Consider the following 17,589-nt stretch of genomic DNA (forward strand, 5'->3'; position numbering starts at 1 on the left):
GGCAGGCGGTTGCGGTGCGGAGGTGCTCAAGGCTCGATCGATTCGGTGCGGTCGTTGCGCGCACTGTGCGCCGTCGTCCGCGGCGGCGCCACTGTCGTCAGCCCGGGCGCGACCGCGCCGCTGGCTTCGGCGACGGCCTCGGCGTTGTCGGCGGCGTGTCCGGCCTCGCCGGCGGCGCGACCGGCCTGGTCGGCCGCGTTCTGCGCACTGCTGCCGGCGAACAGGCCCGACAGCATGGTGATGATCTGCATCAGGTTGCTGCTCTTGGCTGCGATCTTGACCGGTTCGGCGCGGCCCATCAAAAAACCGCTGACCAGGCCGGCGATGACGATCCGGCCCGGCGTCCAGGCCTCGTGCCAGCGGGCCTTGAGCAAGGCCTTGCGTTCGAGCGCCTGCTCGTAGCGGCCTTCGAGCAGGTGTTCGCGTTTGTGCACGCGTCGTTGCAGTCGTTCGAACCGGCTCATGGCGCCTTCCCGTCGTCCTTGCCGTGATAGCGGGCCGCGTGACCGGCGTCGGCGGCCAGATGCGCCTGCAGTTCCTCGTCGTCGAGGTCGCCCATGCCCAAGCGCCGCAACTGGCGGCGGGTGGCGTGCAGGCGGGTGAACTCGAAGTAATGCAGCGCCTGCCACACCCCGACCGCGGTCACGACCAGGCTCAGCCCGGACGCGGCCAACATCGAGGCCAGCCACGACCAGCCCAGCACGCCCTGCAGCAGCGCGATCAGCGCCGCCATCAGCAGCAGCCAGGACGATGCGCCGAACACGATCGCCACGCTGACCCAGAGCAGGGCGCGGCCGAGCGCGCTGCGGGCGAGGGCGAAGTCGGCGATCAACAGACCGCGCAGGGCGCGGCCGGTGTCGATCGCCGCCGACAGGCCTTCGCGGCCGGCATCGCGGATCTCGCGATACGAGTCCTCGATCGACGGCCCCCGGCCCTGCCCGGCAGAGTCGGGGCTGTCGTCGCCGCCTGAAGCGGAGTGCGGGCCGCTGCGGCTGGGATCGCTCACGCTTACTTATCGCTGCCGCGGGCGAGCTTGGCGATGATGAAGCCGGCTGCGAAGGCGACGCCGAACGAAGCCAGCGGCCGTTCGCGCACGAGTTCGGCGGCGCTTTCGATCAGGTCGCGGCCCTTGTCCATGAGGGCGTCGACCTGCTCGCGCGCGGCGCCGCCGGCATGTTCGGCGGCGGCGATGCCGGCCAGCGCGCTGTCGGCGAGGTCGGACTTCACATTGGCCTTGCCGAGCTTGAGCTCCTCGCCCGCGACGCCGGCGGCGCTGCGGATGGCTTCGCCTGCGTCGCTGGCGGCCTGCTTGAGGTGGGTACCGGCCTGGCCGAGGTTGGTCTTGATGGCGTCGGTCGAAGTGGGGGTCATCGTGGTGTTCCTCCGTGCTGCATGGATGAACCGCTGAACGAGTCCAGGGTTCTAGCGGGCCGTCGACGTGCCGGGCGGTCCCGGCCCTCGGCGGCATTGATCGGATCGCGCCGCGGTGCGACGCGCATTCATGCCGATGGCAACGGCGCAGGATGCCCCCGCGACGTTACTGCATCTGCAGATCGCCGCGACGATTGCCGCGCACGATTCGCAAAACCAACTGTGCCGGAGCCCGCGTGAAGCTCGCGCGGAAACCCGGAAGATCGTCGAACTGGCCGCTGGTGGCGGCGACGATGACGTCATCCTTGCGCAGGTCGTTCTTTTCGGCGCGGCTGCCGCGGGCCACGCTTTCGACCACCACGCCGGAGAAACCGGACTGGCGCAGGCGTTCGGGCAGCTCGGCGAAGGTCGCGCCGCCCAGGCGCGCATCGAGGTCGGCGCCGGCCACCGCCTTGGCCTGTTCGCGCAGGCTTGCGCTGAGCTGCAGCGGCTGGCCGTCGCGCAGCACTTCCAGGGCGATCTTGCTGCCGATCGCCTGCAGGCCCTCGAAGTTGCGCAAGGCGTCGCGGCCGTCGACGCGCTGGCCGTTGGCGGTCAGGATCACGTCGCCGGGCTTGAGGCCCGCCGCCGCCGCCGCGCTGCCGGCGAACACCCGCGAGACCAGGGCGCCGCGCGGCTCGCCGAGCTTGAGGCCGGCGGCGAGCTGCGGGGTCACGTCCTGAGATTCCAGACCGAGGCTGCCGCGGCGCACGACGCCGTTGTTGGCGATCAACTGGTCCTTGATGTTGCGCGCCAGGTTGGCCGGGATCGCGAAGCCCAGGCCGATGTTGCCGGCCATGCTGCCCTGCGGGTTGAAGCTGGCGGTGTTGATGCCGATCAGCTCGCCATTGAGGTTGACCAGCGCGCCGCCCGAATTGCCCGGGTTGATCGAGGCGTCGGTCTGGATGAAGTTCTGGTAGCCCAGGCCGCGCAGGCCGCTGCGGCCGACCGCCGAGACGATGCCCGAGGTCACGGTCTGGCCGATGCCGAAGGGGTTGCCGACCGCGACCACGAAATCGCCGACCCGCAGCGCGTCCGAGTCGGCCAGGCTGATCGCGCTGAGGTTCTGCGCCGGCACCCGCATCAGGGCGATGTCGGTGTCGGGGTCGGAACCTACGAAGTCGGCCTTGATGGTGCGGCCGTCGGCCAGGGTCACCGAGACTTCGTCGGCGCCCTCGATGACGTGATGGTTGGTCAGCACGTAGCCGTTCTTGGCGTCGATGATCACGCCCGAGCCCAGCGATTCGTTGATCCGCTCCTGCGGGATGTTTGGGAACATGCGGCGGAAGAACGGGTCGTTGGCGAACGGGTTGCGGATGCGCACGGTCTGCTTGGTGTGCACGCTGACCACCGCCGGGGTGACCCGCTGCAGCATCGGCGCCAGCGAGGGCACCGGCTGGCCGCCGACCGAGGCCGGCAATGCGCCCGCGATCGGCAGCGGCAGGGCCGCGGCGGCCGGCGAAGCCTCGGCCGGCGTTTGCAGCCCCTCGCGGATCGCGGTGGCGGCGAAGCCGCCGAAGGCGGCGGCGAGGGCAAGGGTCAGCAGGGTCGGCAAGGGACGCATCGAGTCGCTGTTCCGGTCAACGGTGAAAGGGATGGGGGCAGAACACAGAGATCGTGGCGCCGCCGCAGGCGATCAAGCCCGCGCGCTGGCAGGGGCTTGGACCGCGTCGGCGCGATCTCGTTCAGTGTCGTGGCCAGTGTCGGAGAATGCGAATAAATAGCCGATGAAGTACCCGCGCGTATCGTGTCGCCGCGGCCTCGCCGCGCGCGCGCCGCCTGGTCGCGCCGAAATTGGAATGCGTGACCGCGCCAACACTGACAAAGCGTGATAGCCATCAAAAAGCCGTTGACTTCCAGAAACACCGGGCGTAGCTTGAAGTCTCTGCGAGGCCACAACATCTAGTGGTCGGCTTCGTGGAAGGAGCCCAAGCATAGGGGTTCAGCTTGGGTCGGTCGGTGCGTAGCCTTGATAGCGAGCGGGCGCATGACGGGAACAGGCGCGAACCGCAAAGACCAGCCAAATACCGCACGTGGCGCGTAATCAACGCGAACGCGTGCGTCGCCGTCGGCGGGGGGCTGGCGGCGGCTCCGAAACCCGGTTCCGGCCCGCCGGCGCCAGGCAGCAGTACCCGCACACGCTGTACACGCGCGACTCGATACATGGATGAGCTGACGGCAGTAAAGCGAACGCAACGCCCCGGTTACCGATTCGACCCAGGTCTCGACGAAGACCCGTTCCACCCGCAACACGCACGACCTTAGCTAAGCCCCGGCTTAGCTAAGTCCAGGCTTAGACAGACACCGGCTTTAGATAAACCCCGGTTACCAGCACAAAAAGAAACCACCGATGGCGGGCGCAACCGAACGGCCCGCCGTCAAGATTCAGGAGACGAAACAGGCATGAGCACGGTGCGCCTCGAGGCGGTCAAGAACGCGGTGGCAGATAAAGACATCGCCCTGCAACCCGCGTCCCAGGACATCTGGGACAAGAAATACCGCCTCAAGACCAAGAGCGGCGAAGCGGTCGATAGCGATATCGATGCCACCTATCAACGCGTCGCACGCGCCCTGGCCGACGCCGAGCCCAGCGCCGAGAAGCAGCAGTACTGGTACGAGCGTTTCGTCTGGGCGCTGCGCCGCGGCGCCATCCCGGCCGGCCGCATCACCTCCAACGCCGGCGCGCTGGAGCACAAGCCCGCCACCTCGACGATCAACTGCACCGTCTCGGGCACCATCGAAGACTCGATGGACGGCATCCTCGAAAAGGTGCACGAAGCCGGCCTGACCCTCAAGGCGGGCTGCGGCATCGGCTACGAATTCAGCACCCTGCGTCCGCGCGGCGCCTTCGTCGCCGGCGCCGGCGCCTACACCTCCGGTCCGATGTCCTTCATGGATATCTACGACAAGATGTGTTTCACCGTGTCCTCGGCCGGCGGCCGCCGCGGCGCCCAGATGGGCACCTTCGACGTCAGCCACCCGGACGTGAAGGACTTCATCCGCGCCAAGCGCGAAGACGGCCGCCTGCGCCAGTTCAACTTGTCGCTGCTGATCACCGACGGCTTCATGGAGGCGGTCAAGACCGACGCCGACTGGCCGCTGGTGTTCCCGGTCAACATCAAGGAACAGGGCGACGTCGACCTGGAAGACCCGAACCAGGTGGTCTGGCGCGATTGGCCGACCACCCGCAACTACGTGGTCCGCGAGGACGGCCTAGTCGCGTGCAAGATCTACGGCCACATCCGCGCCCGCCATCTGTGGGACATGATCATGGTCTCGACGTACGACTACGCCGAGCCCGGGTTCATCCTGATCGACCGTGTCAACGAGATGAACAACAACTGGTGGTGCGAGACCATCCGCGCGACCAACCCCTGCGGCGAGCAGCCGCTGCCGCCGTACGGTGCCTGTCTGCTGGGTTCGGTCAACCTGACCAAGTTCGTCCGCAACGCCTTCACCGATCGGGCCGAGTTCGATTGGGAGGAATACAAGGAAGTCGTGCGCGTGTTCACCCGCATGCTCGACAACGTGGTCGAGGTCAACGGCCTGCCGCTGGAACAGCAGCGCGCCGAGATCATGCGCAAGCGCCGCCACGGCATGGGCTTCCTGGGCCTGGGCAGCACCGTGACCATGCTGCGCATGAAGTACGGCTCGGCCGAGTCCTGCGAGTTCACCGACCGCATCGCCCGCGAAATGGCCGTGGCCGGTTGGGAAATGGGCCTGGCCCTGTCCAAGGAGAAGGGCCCGGCCCCGATCATGGAAGAGCGCTTCGCCGTCACCGCCGAGATGCTGCGCAAGCGCCCGGAGATGAAGGCCGACGGCTGGAAGATCGGCCAGGAGATCCCGGGCAAGGTCCTGCACGCCAAGTACTCGCGCTACATGCAGCGGGTGGCCGGCGTGGCCCCGGAGCTGGTCGAGGAGCTGGCCGACATCGGCGCCCGCTTCACCCACCACAGTTCGATCGCCCCGACCGGCACCATTTCGCTGTCGCTGGCCAACAACGCCTCCAACGGCATCGAGCCCTCGTTCGCCCACCACTACAGCCGCAACGTGATCCGCGAAGGCAAGAAGTCCAAGGAAAAGGTCGACGTCTATTCCTTCGAGCTGCTGGCCTACCGCGAGCTGATCAACGCCAAGGCGATGCCGTTCAGCGAAGAAGCCGAGGCCAAGCTGCCCGACTACTTCATTTCCGCCGACGACATCACCCCGAAGGAACACGTCGACGTCCAGGCCGCCGCGCAGAAGTGGGTCGACAGCTCGATTTCGAAGACCGCGAACGTCCCCACGGACTACCCGTACGAGGACTTCAAGGACATCTACCGCTACGCCCACGAGCAGGGCCTCAAGGGCTGCACCACCTTCCGCTTCAACCCGGCCGCCTTCCAGGGCGTGCTGGTCAAGGAAGCCGACCTGGAAAACACCACCTACCGCTTCGAGCTCGAAGACGGCAGCGTGCTCGAGGTCAAGGGCAACGAGCAGATCGAATACGACGGCGAGATGCACACCGCCGCCAACCTGTTCGACGCGCTCAAGGAAGGGTATTACGGCAAGTTCTGATCGGCGCACTTGAGCGCCCGCCCGGTCCGCCGGGCGCGCGCGGCAGGTGAGTACGATCACGCAGTACGGGCACGGCGGCCGTTACGCCGGACGCGGAATTCAGGCCGATTCCGCGTTCATCCGCCAGGTTTCGCCGCGACGGCCTCGGGCGCTGAAGACCGACCCCTGTCTACGCCCGCGCAGCAGGTATAGCATCGCTCCGGCAAGACCCCGATTACACGTACCGCGTACGTACCGCCCATTAGAAAAAACGCCCACGAGGAGGGCACCATGAGCAACGGTAATGGAGTGACGGCGACCCTGACCCAGGCCGCCGAGAACGTCAAAGAAACGGCGTCCAACATCGGCAGCGCCATCGCCAACCGCGCCGAGGAAGCCGTGGCTTCGGTCAAGAAGACCGCGACCAAGGCCCGCAAGGCCGCCAAGAAGGCCGTCGGCACGGCCAAGAAGAAGCTCGCGACCGCCAGCGCCAAGGCGAAGAAGGAAGCGACCGCGCTGAAGGCCAAGGCCACCGGCAAGAAGCCGGCCAAGAAGGCTGCGAAGAAGGCCGCCAAGAAAGCGACCAAGAAAGCCACGGCCAAGAAAGCCGTGAAGAAGGCCGCGAAGAAGGCGACCAAGGCGGTCAAGAAGGTAGCGAAGAAGGCGGCCAAGGCCGTCAAGAAGGCGACCGCCAAGAAGGCTCCGGCGAAGAAGGCCGCAGCCAAGAAGGCGCCGGCCAAGAAAGCCGCCGTGAAGAAGGCCGCCAAGAAGGCTGCGGTAAAGAAGGCCGCGAAGAAGGCACCGGCGAAGAAGGCTGCCAAGAAGGCCGCGAAGAAGCGTTGATCGATAGGCGCCTCGCGTTTCCGCCCTCTCCCGCGCCGCGGGAGAGGGTCGGGGCGACGGCCGCCGGCCGGAACCGTCCGGTCCCCTGAGGTATCCGCGTCACCCGTTCAGCGCCACCACACAAGAACAAGCACGAAGCACCAGGAGTCGGGCCCATGGCCGTCAAGATCGAAAAGAAAATCAAGGGCTACAGCGTCGTCAGCCTGGAAGACAAGACCAAGGAAGCCGCGAAGGTCTCCGCGGCCAGCGCCGCCGCGGCCGCCAAAGCCGACGAACTGCCGGTGGCCGACGTCATCCAGATGCACGAGCGCATCGAGCGCCCCGAGATCCTGATCGGCTCGACCTACAAGATCAAATCGCCGCTGTTCGAGCACGCCTTGTACGTGACCATCAACGACATCGTCCTCAACGCCGGCACCGAGCACGAGTCGCGCCGTCCCTTCGAGATCTTCATCAACTCGAAGAACATGGACCACTTCCAGTGGATCGTCGCGCTGACCCGCATCATGTCCGCCGTGTTCCGCAAGGGCGGCGACGTGACCTTCCTGGTCGACGAAATGAAGGCCGTGTTCGACCCGCGTGGCGGCTATTTCAAGGCCGGCGGCGTCTACATGCCCTCGTTGGTCGCCGAGATGGGCGCCATCGTCGAGGACCACCTCAAGTCGATCGGCATGATCCACGATCCGGAAATGAGCGACGCCCAGCGCGCCCTCATCGCCGAAAAGCGCGCCGCCTACGAGCAGCGCGGCTCAAAAAAAAACTCTGAGCTAACCCCCGTCGCCGCATCCGCGGTCGAGTCGCGCAGCGAAGACGTCGCCGTGACCGGCGAAGGCGCCTCCTTCCCGCCGACCGCGACCCTGTGCCACAAGTGCAGCACCAAGGCCCTGGTCCTGATGGACGGCTGCGCGACTTGCTTGAATTGCGGATATTCGAAGTGCGGGTGAGGTTGCTTGGGTCTTCGGGTGGCGCTGCTGTGCGTGCACCTTAAGCCGCTGGTTGGGCACCCAGAAGTGGCTAGTACGGGTGCCTGGAAACTGCTGATACCTAAAAGGGGCTCTCCGCAGCCCCTTTTCTTTTTTTAGAAATTGCTTCTACCCAAAGCGGACCGTGATGGCTACGAAAGGTCGGGTTCAGTGCTCCCAGGCGCTGGCTGGCCCATGTCTCCGGAACGTCTCAACGACGGAGATTTGCCTGGGGCAAACTAAGCAAAGGGGAACTCGCTGAATGTCTGTGCAGAACCTGTGGCATGCCCACCATCGCACGCGTAAGCATGGTCTGGTTCAAGAACAGAGCAGGGAGTGACCCTGGTTCAGTACATGGGGAAATGCGACTACGGGACGGTCATGGAGCAGATGCGGGTGGTCTGAAGCTGAAGCCTGCCGGCGGGGAACTACGCTAGCGGTGCCCGATCTGCCTGGTCGGTCAGGTGTGGCGAGGTTATAGCCTACGGCTTTGGCAGCTTCATGTTGCTTGCCAATAACCTGTATGACCGCCACAAGAACGCGCTGTGGGTTTTCAGCGTAACGACGAAGAACTACAACCGCATCTCGGAGATCGGTTGCAGATTCCTTTGAAGTATTCGACTGGAATACGTAGCTCCTGGGAACCGCGCTGCACGGCTACTTGCGCGATATCTGTAATCAAGTACGGATACCTTTGGCAAGCGGCGCCGCCCTCGCAGCCGCCTTTAAAACCTTGCGCATTCAACACGCCGCCGCTGCACGGCGAGCGACGGTGTGTGAATTGAAACCCAAATGGACTCAAGCACATTCAACAAGGAGAGCAAGCAGTGATCGGCAACCCGATGAAGGTATCGTTTGGCATCGCCATGAGTGCGATCGGCGCACTGGCAACACCCGCACAGGCCGCATCGCTGGACCCCGCGTTCGGTTCGGCCGGCATCACCGCCACCGCATTCGGCAACTACGGTGCCGCCGCCCGGGTGGTCATCCAACCGGACGGACGGATTGTCGCCGCCGGCCAGACCGCGCTCGGCGAGTTCGCACTGGCCCGTTATACGACGAGCGGTGCGCTGGATACGAGCTTTAACGGCACCGGCAAGGTCACCACCACGCCGTCCGGCAGTTGCTCGGGACAGGCGCGCGCACTCGCCCTGCAGGCCGATGGCAAGATCGTCGTTGCAGGTGCTTCGTGCCCGAACTTCACCTCCACCCGCAACTTCACCGTTTATCGCTACAACACGGATGGTTCGCTGGACACCGGCTTTGGCAGCTCGGGCAAGGCGACCGTCAATTTCTACGCGGGCGCTTCGGAAGCCTACGCCGTTGCCATCCAGGGGACCTCAATCTGGGTTGCGGGCTATGCCGGTTCCGGTTTTGCGCTGGCGCGCCTTACCAGCGGCGGTACCTTGGATTACAGCTTCGGCAGCGGTACCGGCACCGTCACATCGACGGTCGGCACCAGCTCGGCCCTCGCCAACAGCCTGGCCATCCAGGCGGATGGCAAACCCGTGTTGGCCGGCTATGCGTCGAGCGGCGGCACCGTATTCGCGTTGACGCGCTACACCACGACGGGCGCGCTGGACGCCACGTTCGGCACCGGCGGTAAAGTGCTGACCAATGTGGGCGGCACGTTCACCGGTAACGCCGCCATCGCCACTTCGCTGGCGATTCAAAGCGATGGCAACATCGTCGCCGCTGGCTACGCGAACAGCACGAGCGGCGGTTACTACCGACTGGCTGCGGTTCGTTACACCAGCACAGGCGCGCTGGACAGCTACTTTGGATCCGGCACCGGCAAGGTCCTTACCTCCATCGGTAGTGGCGATGCGATCGGCAGCGATGTCGCCATCGATGCCAACGGAGGCATCATTGTCGGCGGCTATTCCAAGGCGGGCAGCTACCGCCAGTTGACCTTGAATCGCTACGACCAGTACGGCAACCAGGACGCCAGCTTCGCGCCTGTCGTCACCAGCGTCGGCAGTGCGAATGCCGCGGTTCAAGGGCTCGCCATACAGGGCGACGGCAAAATCGTCGTCGCGGGCTATGGCAACTCGCCGGCGGCCTTCGTTGTCGCGCGCTATCAATAAACCGAGGCTCGAGCGCCAGCCTCGACGGCAGCATCAGGAACGCCCCTCTCGCCCGCTGCGGCGGGAGGGGTTTTTTCTGGGAAGACCCTAATCTGTTCGCGGGCGCCTGAGGCGTTGGTTGGGCGCAGAAGCAGGTATGCCAATCCGGCGACGTATCATCGCCGCCGTTATGCAGCGGCATTGGCCCAACCCGGACCGCCCGCGGCCCTGAGTGGACATAATGCGGAACCTCTCGTATTCCTTCCGGCAATGATCTTCTCGACGCTCGTTCGCTCCCTGGAAATCGACCCGGCCTCGCATCCTCGGGGGCAGCCGCATATCAGCTCGGCCAGTGGCTTGGCGATCGTGGGCGATTGGTTCTACATCGTCGCCGACGACGAGAATCATCTGATCGCATTGCGAAGCGCCGATGTGGAGGCCGGATCGTTGCGGATGTTGCCTCTGCTCGAAGCGCGGCTGCCGACCGATCCCGCGGAGCGCAAGCGCCGGAAGCGAGACCTGGAGGCGCTCTTCCATGTGCCGGGGGACGAGGGTCGTCCGCCGATGTTGGTCGCCTGGGGCTCCGGTTCGCGCGCGCAACGCGACTTCGCCTATATCGTCGGCCTCGACTCGGACGGCAGCCTTGCGGGCGCCGCGCGAGCGGTTTCCCTGACGCGACTGCACGACGTGCTGCGCAGTCATGTCGGAGAGTTGAACATCGAAGCCGGGCTCGTGCAGGGCGACGACTTGTGCTTGTTCAGCCGGGCCAACCGGGGCGCGCCGGCGAACGGATGCTTTCGCCTCGACCTGGGCCTGGTAATCGGTTTTCTACTGGCCGATGAGGGTGCGGCTCAGGTGCCTCCGGTGCGTTTCGCCGAACTCGATCTGGGCCGGATAGGCGAAGTGCCTGTCGGCATTACCGATGCGACTCCCCTTGTGGAAGGCGGCTGGCTGCTCAGCGCGGTGGCGGAAGATACCTCGAACGCCTACGACGACGGCCGATGCGCTGGGGCCGTGTTGGCAGCGTGCGACGCGAGCGGCAAGTTGACGTGGACGGGCCGGTTGGATGGCGGTTTCAAGGTGGAGGGCATCGCTTTCGATGAGCAAGGCACGCTCTGGCTGACGACCGATGCCGACGACCCCAGCGTGCCATCGGGGCTCCGCCGTCTGCGATGGCCTCCGCCCGGCCAGCAACCGCAGGCGCGCTAATCATCGAAGACGAGGCGCTGGCCGCGTGGCAGGATGGCGCCACGCACGGTGCGACCCGGACACGAGGTGCAATGGAATGATCAAGGCAATCCTCACCACGCTCTTCTACATCGTCAGCTGCGCCGTCCTGGTTGCGGCGCACACGATCGCCTCGGGCGTTCTGGCCAGCTACGGCTCGGCCCATCTCTTGTCTTTCGGAAGCCATGTGCCTGCGTTTTCGGTTTCGAGCATGACGCTGATGCATAACAGTGCACTGCTGTGCTTCGGCGTACTGTTGGTGTCGGCCGCGCTGGCGCTGCTGGTCCTGTTTCGGGCCAAGTCGCGCGAAGCGAAGCTGTACTGGGTTTCGTCGCTCGCGGTCGTCAACTACTACGTCACCGTTTTATTGCTCGGCGCGGTGGCGGCCGGGTTCTTCTGGTTGCCGAAGCTCGCCAACAGTGTCTGAGTGATCGGTGTCGATGCCGCAGCTGCGCCCGCCGCAGGTTCATGGCGCGGTTCGCTGCGGATGCAGTCGAACGACCCGCTGCGGCCGGCTGGCGGCCGCAGCGAGGCAGTCACGCGCGTCCGAGACCGCGGCGAGGTAGCCTTTCCCCATGGACTCCCTGATCGCCGCCTCCGCACGCGCGCTCGCCGCCGGCGATGCGCTGGGTGCGCTCAAGCGGGTCGCGCTGCGCGACGATCCGCCGGCCCTGGCCTTGCGCGGCATCGCCATGGCCCAGCTCGGCGACCATCCGCGTGCCCGCGAGTTGTTGCGCCGCGCCGCGCGCGGTTTCGGCGGCCATGAGGAGTTGGCGCGGGCGCGTTGCGTGGTGGCCGAGGCCGAGGTGGCGCTGGCGATGCGCGATCTCGGCGGTTCGCCACGGGCCTTGACCGCCGCGGCGGCGACCTTGGAGGCGCGCGCCGATCGCGCTAACGCGCTGCAGGCCTGGTTGATCGCGGCGCGCCGTCTGTTGTTGCTCGGCCGGCTCGATGAGGCCGCGGCGGCGCTGGCCAAGCTCGACGCGCAGGCGCTGCCGCCGTCGCTGGTGGCCATGGCCGAGCTGACTTCCGCCGAGTTGTCGTTGCGTTCGTTGCAGACCGAGGTTGCGCGCGCGGCGCTCGATCGCGCGCAGGCGGCCGCGGCTCGCGCCGGCGTGCCGGCGTTGTCGGCCGAGGTGACCGAGGCGAGGCGGGCGCTGGATCGCCCCGCCGCTCGCCGGCTTTCCGCCGACGGCGAGCAAGCGCTGCGTCTAGAGGAAGTTGCGGCGCTGTTGGAGTCGGATGCGCTGGTGGTCGACGCCTGCCGTCGCGGTATTCGCGCTGGCGGGTCGTGGCAAGCGCTGACGCGTCGGCCGGTGTTGTTCGCCTTGGCGCTCGCGCTCGCCGAGGCTTGGCCGGGCGATGTCGATCGGGAAACCCTGATCGAGTGCGCCTTCCATATGAGCCGCCCCGACGAAACCCATCGCGCCCGGCTGCGGGTCGAGATCGGCCGCCTGCGTTCGCTGGTCGGCGGCTTCGCCCAGATCGAGGCGAGCGCGCGCGGCTTCGTTCTCAAACCCCATAAGGACCGCACAGTCGTGGTGCTGGCGCCGCCGATCGACGGCGAACAGGCCTCGCTGGTGGCGCTGCTTTCCGACGGCGCGGCCTGGTCGACTTCGGCCCTGTCGCTGGCGCTGGGTGCCAGTCAGCGCACCGTCCAGCGCGCGCTGGCCGAGCTCGAAGCCGCCGGACGGGTGCGCTCGATCGGCCGGGCGCGGGCCCAGCGTTGGGTGGCGCCGCCCTTGGCCGGATTCACGACGATCTTGTTACTCCCTGCCGCGTTGCCGATTGAATAGAGTCGTTTCCAGGCGCCGACCCGACTTGCGCCACGAGGAGCCAGCGATGAGCAGCAACGTAAACAAACCCAGCAGCCGCCCGGTCACTACACGTGCAGCGCAGGTCGTGCGCGAGTACGGACCGTTCGGCGGCACCGAGCGGGTAGGCGGCGTGACTTACGACGGCCGCCGGGTATGGGCCGCCACCGGGGCCAAGTTGGTCGCTTTCGACCCGGCCAGCGGCGAGCCCATGGATTCGCTCGACGTCGCCTGCGATGCAGGCACGGCCTTCGATGGCACCTACCTGTACCAGATCGCCGAGGCCCGCATCGACAAGATCGATCCGGCCACCGGCAAGGTCGTGGCCTCGATTCCGGCGCCGGGCAACGGCGGCGATTCGGGGCTGACCTGGGCCGAGGGCAGCCTGTGGGTAGGCCAGTACCGCGATCGCAAGATCCACCAGGTCGATCCGCAAACCGGTGCGGTGATTCGTTCGATCGAGTCCAACCGCTTCGTCACCGGCGTGACCTGGGTCGACGGCGAGCTGTGGCACGGCACCTGGGAGGGCGACGACAGCGAGCTCCGCCGCATCGACCCCGCCGACGGCACGGTCCTGGAGTGCCTGGAAATGCCGCCGGGCGTCAACGTCAGCGGGCTCGAATCCGATGGCGCGGACTTGTTCTACTGCGGCGGCGGAGGCAGCGGAAAAGTCCGCGCCGTGCGACGTCCGAGACGCGCCGCGGCCTGATCGCAGGCAGTTCCTCCGCTGTCGCGCCAGGCGACCGACAGCGAAGCGACATCGCTCGCTTCGCCTGTCTCGAGCATGGGGCAGCGTCCAAGCCCTTCAACCGACGCCGTAGCGAACCTTGGCAACGAACTCAGCGCACAGGCCGAACACGCCTGTGCCGAGGGATGCGTTCGTCTCGACGATCGAGTACCCGGCGCACCGCCAGGCTGCGCGCGACCAGCGGTGCATTGATTCAGATCCACACCATTTCAACATCATTGGGCTCTTCGAGCCTGGGAGCACACCATGAACACCGTCACTGCCGAGTTGAACGCCCTGCATCACCCGGTCGTATCCAGGGACCGTTGGACGGCCGCACGCATGAAATTACTGGCGCGCGAAAAAGAACTGACGCGCCTCGGCGACGAGATCGCCAGCGCGCGACGCGCGCTGCCCTGGGTGCGCGTCGACAAGGACTATGTCTTCGATACCTTGCAAGGCCCGCGCAGCCTCGCCGAACTGTTCGACGGCCGCCGTCAGTTGTTGGTGCAGCACTTCATGTTCGCACCGGGTTGGGAGCAGGGTTGCAAGAGCTGTTCCTACATGGCCGACCATAACGACGGCGCCAACCCGCACCTGGCGCAGCGCGACGTCACCCTGGTGGTCGTCTCGCGCGCGCCGCTCGCCGATATCGAACGTTTCCGCCAGCGCATGGGCTGGCAGTTTCCTTGGGTGTCGTCGTACGGCAACGACTTCAATCACGATTTCGGCGTCAGCTTCACTGCCGAGGAAGTCGCGAGCGGCGAGGTGCCCTACAACTACACCGTGCAAGCGTTCCCGCACGTGGAAGCGCCCGGCGTCAGCGTGTTCTACAAGGACGAGGCGGGCGAGGTCTTCCATACCTATTCGCGATACGGACGCGGCGTGGAGGTGATGATGGGCGCTTATCCGCTGATCGATCTCACGCCCAAGGGCCGCAACGAAGAGGCGTTGAGCTATCCGATGGAATGGGTGCGGCATCGCGACCGCTACGAGCCTGCATCCGCGGCCACGCCGGCGGCCGCGACCGGTTCGTGCTGCCGGACGCACGACTGAGCTGGCCATCCATTGCTAGGAGCGCGTCATGGCGAGTCTGTGGCCGTGGATGGTGGTCGCCGGACTCGGCGCCCTGCATGGATTGAGCCCGGCGACCGGCTGGATGTTCGCTGCCGCTTGCGGCGTGCGCGACAAGGCCCAGGTCTGGCGCGCGCTGCTGCCGATCGCGATCGGCCACGTGCTGTCGATCGCGATCGTGGCCTATGCCTTCGCCCAGGGTCTGCAGATGGATCGTGTGCAAGTCCAGGGCGTCGCCGGCGCCCTGCTGATGTGCGTGGCTTCGTACCGATGGTTGCGCGGTGCCAGGCCGCCCGCACCGCAGAGCGCGAACGCCGGCAGCGCCGGCATCGCGCTCTGGTCGTTCCTGATGGCGACCGTGCACGGCAGCGGCTTGATGCTGGTGCCGGCCTTGGCGCCGATGTGTTTGTCCGGCAGCCCGGCGCGTGAGATCACCGCCTCGGGTTCGATGATCCTTGCGCTCGCCGCCGTCGCGGTGCACATGGCGGCGACCTTGGCCACCACCGGTGTCATCGCCGCTGCGGTGTCGCGCGGCGTCGCCGCGCAGGCCCATCGTCTGAGCGGCGTTGCGGCCAGCCGGGCCTGGTCCGCCGTCCTGGCGATCACCGGCGTGCTGTTGATCGTGTTGCGCTGATTCGGGCATACGCGCTGCAGATTTCCCGGCAGCCGCTGCGCAGCGTTGATTTCACAACGCGACGGTCTCCGCGTTTCTACCGAGCGAGCCCGTGCCGTCGCGCGACTCCGTATTCCAATCCCACAACGATGGGACGGTGCGACGGCGGCCGCTTCGGACCGCTGCGCACCGTGAGAGCGATGTGTCCTGTGCGGCCTCCGGTTTCGATCGCCGATTCCACGACCCGACAGGTAGCCATCATGAGCAGAATCATCTACACCGGTGCGCCCGGTAACCCGCGCTGGAGCACGAACCAGCCCATTTTCATGGGCGCGCAGTACCAGGCCGGACCCGTCGCGGTCCGACAGATCACCAACTTCGGCGCATCGGCGGTGGCCGCCATCCTCGGGCCCGACCTGATCATGCCGGGGCAGCAGGGCAACAACGTGCCGACCGCCGGCGGCGCGCCCTGGGATCAATTGCTCGCCGGCGGGCCGCCGCTGACCTTCACCCAGGACAACGTCAACACCTGGATCCGCGGCCACATGATCAACGGGCGCTGGGGCGGCCCGGGCAATACCTGGCAGAACCTGGTGCCGCTCACGACCGGAGCGAACGCCAACCATGCGACGGTCGAGGCCTATATGGACGCCTATCTCGCCGCGAGTTACGCCTACGAGACCAGCGGCCCGCGCGACGCCTGGTTCGGCCTTTACTACTGCGTGCAAAGCTCGGTGAATCCGTTCTCGGATGCGACCACGACCAACAACCAGAACCTGTATTCCTATGCGCCCGAGTTCATCCGCGTCCTCTGGCGCGCGGTAAGGATTCTGAAGCCGGTAAACGTATCGACGGCGACGGCCGCGGCGAACATCGGTGCCTACCCGATGAATGCCGTGGCGGCGTTTCCGGCGGGCTTCGTGGTGCCGCCGCTGCCGTACGCGATGAACGGCACGGCGACGCTGCCCCCGGGCAATGCCGCCGGCGGCGCGGTGCTCGGCGCGGTCCCGGGCAACTTTCCCGCCGCGCAAGGGAACGGTTTCGACGGCGGCATCGAAGTCCACCAGAACTGAGTCGGTCGGCGCGCGAGGGCGGCGGCCACTCCGCTCTCCCGCGAATGCGATCTCATAAACGCGAAGCGCAGCCGGATCAGGACATCGCGTCCGATGCGGTGCGTATCCGGGCAGGCCGTCGCCTCGCGATGGCCTTGCGTGCATCTGCGAGGGCTTGAAGCGACCTGCGCTGCGGACAGTCGCACAGTGTGGGAGTAACGTGTCGGTTGCGTATCCGGTTCCGATGTCCGGGGCCATGGCCGACAGGAAGCCCTCATGAGCAGGATCGTCTACACCGGTGCGCCCATCAACCCGCGTTGGAGCACCAACCAGCCCATCTTCGTTGCGACGCAATATCGGACGGGGCCGGTTGCGGTCCGCCAAGCCGCGAATTTCGGCGCCGCGTCGGCCACGGCCGTGCTCGGGCTCGATCTGATCATGCCGGGGCAGCAGGGCAACAACGTTCCCACGGCGATCGGTGCGCCGTGGAATCAGTTGCTCCCCGACGGGCCGCAGCTGATGTTTACCCAGGACAACCTCAACACTTGGATTCGCGCGCACCTGATCAACGGGCGCTGGGGCGGCGCCGGCAATGGCTGGCAGAACCTCGTGCCGATGACCGCGCCGGCGTACGCGAATCAGGCGACGGTCGAAGCCTATATGGACGCCTTTCTCGCCGCGAGCTATCAGTACGAGACCAGCGGCCAGCGCGACGCCTGGTATGGCCTCTACTACTGCGTGCAGAGCTCGGTGAGTCCGTTCTCGGATGCGGCTACGACCAATAAGCAGAACTTGTACGCCTACGCGCCCGAGTTCATTCGCATCCTCTGGCGTGCGGTGAGGATCCTGAAACCGGTCAACGTATCGACTGCAACGGCCGCAGCGAATCTCGGTACTTACCCGATGAGCGCGGTCGCGGCCTTTCCGGTGAGTTTCGTGATGCCGCCACTGCCGAAGGCGATGAACGGGACGGCGACGCTGCCGCAGGGCAAGGTCGCCGGCGGCGCCGTGCTCGGCGCGCTTCCGGGCAACGTCCCCGCCGCGCAAGCGAACGGCTTCGATAGCGAGATCGAGATCCACCAGATCTGAGCGAACGCGGTCGTCCGGGTGGACAGCGCCGCAGCAGGTCCCTGCTGTGGCGGCAATGACTCGGCTAGTGCGTTGTGTCGCAAGGGCTTCTGCAACATTGATGGCGGAAACGAGCCGCGCAGCGCGCGAGGCATCAAGACGCGGCTGGAATGAGCGCGGCTGGGTCAGATCCAACC

The 17,589-nt window shown here is 66.4% G+C and carries 16 protein-coding genes; 12 read left to right on the forward strand and 4 right to left on the reverse strand.

Annotated elements, in window-relative coordinates; genetic code table 11:
• Positions 1-26: 26 nt before the first annotated feature.
• The 4 genes from GLA29479_RS25315 to GLA29479_RS13465 all read right to left on the reverse strand — a co-directional run bounded on the left by GLA29479_RS25315 (position 27) and on the right by GLA29479_RS13465 (position 2,974).
• Positions 27-464 (reverse strand): hypothetical protein, encoded by a 438-nt coding sequence (locus tag GLA29479_RS25315; RefSeq protein WP_057971892.1) that lies wholly within the window; start codon positions 462-464, stop codon positions 27-29.
• Complete coding sequence (locus GLA29479_RS13455) at positions 461-1,006, reverse strand: hypothetical protein (protein WP_057971893.1); 546 nt, start codon at positions 1,004-1,006, stop codon at positions 461-463. Before GLA29479_RS13455 ends, GLA29479_RS25315 begins: the two co-directional genes overlap by 4 nt.
• A gap of 2 nt (positions 1,007-1,008) precedes the next feature.
• Positions 1,009-1,371 (reverse strand): hypothetical protein, encoded by a 363-nt coding sequence (locus tag GLA29479_RS13460; protein WP_031372044.1) that lies wholly within the window; start codon positions 1,369-1,371, stop codon positions 1,009-1,011.
• Positions 1,372-1,537: 166 nt separating this feature from the next.
• A complete protein-coding gene (locus tag GLA29479_RS13465) occupies positions 1,538-2,974 on the reverse strand; it encodes a Do family serine endopeptidase (RefSeq protein ID WP_057971894.1) in 1,437 nt (478 codons plus the stop codon).
• An 839-nt stretch (positions 2,975-3,813) separates the two neighbouring features.
• On the opposite strand from GLA29479_RS13465, the gene GLA29479_RS13470 reads away from it, so the two are divergent.
• The 12 genes from GLA29479_RS13470 (at position 3,814) to GLA29479_RS13525 (ending at position 17,413) form a co-directional block, all read left to right on the forward strand.
• The gene (locus tag GLA29479_RS13470; protein WP_057916717.1) at positions 3,814-5,967 is read left to right on the forward strand and encodes an adenosylcobalamin-dependent ribonucleoside-diphosphate reductase; all 2,154 of its coding nucleotides are present in this window, start codon (positions 3,814-3,816) and stop codon (positions 5,965-5,967) included.
• 270 nt (positions 5,968-6,237) lie between these two features.
• On the forward strand, positions 6,238-6,789 hold the full coding sequence (locus GLA29479_RS25320) for a hypothetical protein (protein ID WP_057916718.1): 552 nt from the start codon (positions 6,238-6,240) through the stop codon (positions 6,787-6,789).
• A gap of 155 nt (positions 6,790-6,944) precedes the next feature.
• Positions 6,945-7,733, forward strand: coding sequence for a TSCPD domain-containing protein (locus GLA29479_RS13480; RefSeq protein WP_057971895.1), 789 nt, complete (start codon positions 6,945-6,947; stop codon positions 7,731-7,733).
• Positions 7,734-8,578: 845 nt separating this feature from the next.
• Positions 8,579-9,838 carry a delta-60 repeat domain-containing protein gene (locus tag GLA29479_RS13485; RefSeq protein ID WP_057971896.1) on the forward strand — a complete coding sequence of 420 codons (1,260 nt, stop codon included), beginning with the start codon at positions 8,579-8,581 and terminating at the stop codon, positions 9,836-9,838.
• Positions 9,839-10,087: 249 nt separating this feature from the next.
• Positions 10,088-11,026 (forward strand): DUF6929 family protein, encoded by a 939-nt coding sequence (locus GLA29479_RS13490; RefSeq protein WP_057971897.1) that lies wholly within the window; start codon positions 10,088-10,090, stop codon positions 11,024-11,026.
• Positions 11,027-11,102: 76 nt separating this feature from the next.
• Positions 11,103-11,471: a hypothetical protein gene (locus GLA29479_RS13495; protein ID WP_057971898.1), complete on the forward strand. Its 369-nt coding sequence runs from the start codon at positions 11,103-11,105 to the stop codon at positions 11,469-11,471.
• A 148-nt stretch (positions 11,472-11,619) separates the two neighbouring features.
• Positions 11,620-12,840 carry a hypothetical protein gene (locus GLA29479_RS13500; protein WP_057971899.1) on the forward strand — a complete coding sequence of 407 codons (1,221 nt, stop codon included), beginning with the start codon at positions 11,620-11,622 and terminating at the stop codon, positions 12,838-12,840.
• 46 nt (positions 12,841-12,886) lie between these two features.
• Entirely contained in the window at positions 12,887-13,567 is a 681-nt protein-coding gene (locus tag GLA29479_RS13505) for a Vgb family protein (RefSeq protein ID WP_057971900.1), read from the forward strand.
• A gap of 285 nt (positions 13,568-13,852) precedes the next feature.
• Entirely contained in the window at positions 13,853-14,641 is a 789-nt protein-coding gene (locus GLA29479_RS13510) for a DUF899 domain-containing protein (protein ID WP_057971901.1), read from the forward strand.
• Between the two features lie 28 nt (positions 14,642-14,669).
• The gene (locus tag GLA29479_RS13515; protein WP_211264987.1) at positions 14,670-15,293 is read left to right on the forward strand and encodes a hypothetical protein; all 624 of its coding nucleotides are present in this window, start codon (positions 14,670-14,672) and stop codon (positions 15,291-15,293) included.
• 239 nt (positions 15,294-15,532) lie between these two features.
• Entirely contained in the window at positions 15,533-16,345 is an 813-nt protein-coding gene (locus GLA29479_RS13520; protein ID WP_057971902.1) for a hypothetical protein, read from the forward strand.
• A gap of 255 nt (positions 16,346-16,600) precedes the next feature.
• Positions 16,601-17,413 (forward strand): hypothetical protein, encoded by an 813-nt coding sequence (locus GLA29479_RS13525; RefSeq protein WP_057971903.1) that lies wholly within the window; start codon positions 16,601-16,603, stop codon positions 17,411-17,413.
• Positions 17,414-17,589 lie beyond the last annotated feature (176 nt).

Origin of the sequence: Lysobacter antibioticus (assembly GCF_001442535.1) — a bacterium.
Taxonomy (GTDB): domain Bacteria; phylum Pseudomonadota; class Gammaproteobacteria; order Xanthomonadales; family Xanthomonadaceae; genus Lysobacter; species Lysobacter antibioticus.

Coding starts and splice junctions, on each gene's coding strand:
- GLA29479_RS25315 (WP_057971892.1), bottom strand. CDS start 464: ATGAGCCGGTTCGAACGACTGCAACGACGCGTGCACAAACGCGAACAC.
- GLA29479_RS13460 (WP_031372044.1), bottom strand. CDS start 1,371: ATGACCCCCACTTCGACCGACGCCATCAAGACCAACCTCGGCCAGGCC.
- GLA29479_RS13465 (WP_057971894.1), bottom strand. CDS start 2,974: ATGCGTCCCTTGCCGACCCTGCTGACCCTTGCCCTCGCCGCCGCCTTC.
- GLA29479_RS13470 (WP_057916717.1), top strand. CDS start 3,814: ATGAGCACGGTGCGCCTCGAGGCGGTCAAGAACGCGGTGGCAGATAAA.
- GLA29479_RS25320 (WP_057916718.1), top strand. CDS start 6,238: ATGAGCAACGGTAATGGAGTGACGGCGACCCTGACCCAGGCCGCCGAG.
- GLA29479_RS13480 (WP_057971895.1), top strand. CDS start 6,945: ATGGCCGTCAAGATCGAAAAGAAAATCAAGGGCTACAGCGTCGTCAGC.
- GLA29479_RS13490 (WP_057971897.1), top strand. CDS start 10,088: ATGATCTTCTCGACGCTCGTTCGCTCCCTGGAAATCGACCCGGCCTCG.
- GLA29479_RS13495 (WP_057971898.1), top strand. CDS start 11,103: ATGATCAAGGCAATCCTCACCACGCTCTTCTACATCGTCAGCTGCGCC.
- GLA29479_RS13500 (WP_057971899.1), top strand. CDS start 11,620: ATGGACTCCCTGATCGCCGCCTCCGCACGCGCGCTCGCCGCCGGCGAT.
- GLA29479_RS13505 (WP_057971900.1), top strand. CDS start 12,887: ATGAGCAGCAACGTAAACAAACCCAGCAGCCGCCCGGTCACTACACGT.
- GLA29479_RS13510 (WP_057971901.1), top strand. CDS start 13,853: ATGAACACCGTCACTGCCGAGTTGAACGCCCTGCATCACCCGGTCGTA.
- GLA29479_RS13515 (WP_211264987.1), top strand. CDS start 14,670: ATGGCGAGTCTGTGGCCGTGGATGGTGGTCGCCGGACTCGGCGCCCTG.
- GLA29479_RS13520 (WP_057971902.1), top strand. CDS start 15,533: ATGAGCAGAATCATCTACACCGGTGCGCCCGGTAACCCGCGCTGGAGC.
- GLA29479_RS13525 (WP_057971903.1), top strand. CDS start 16,601: ATGAGCAGGATCGTCTACACCGGTGCGCCCATCAACCCGCGTTGGAGC.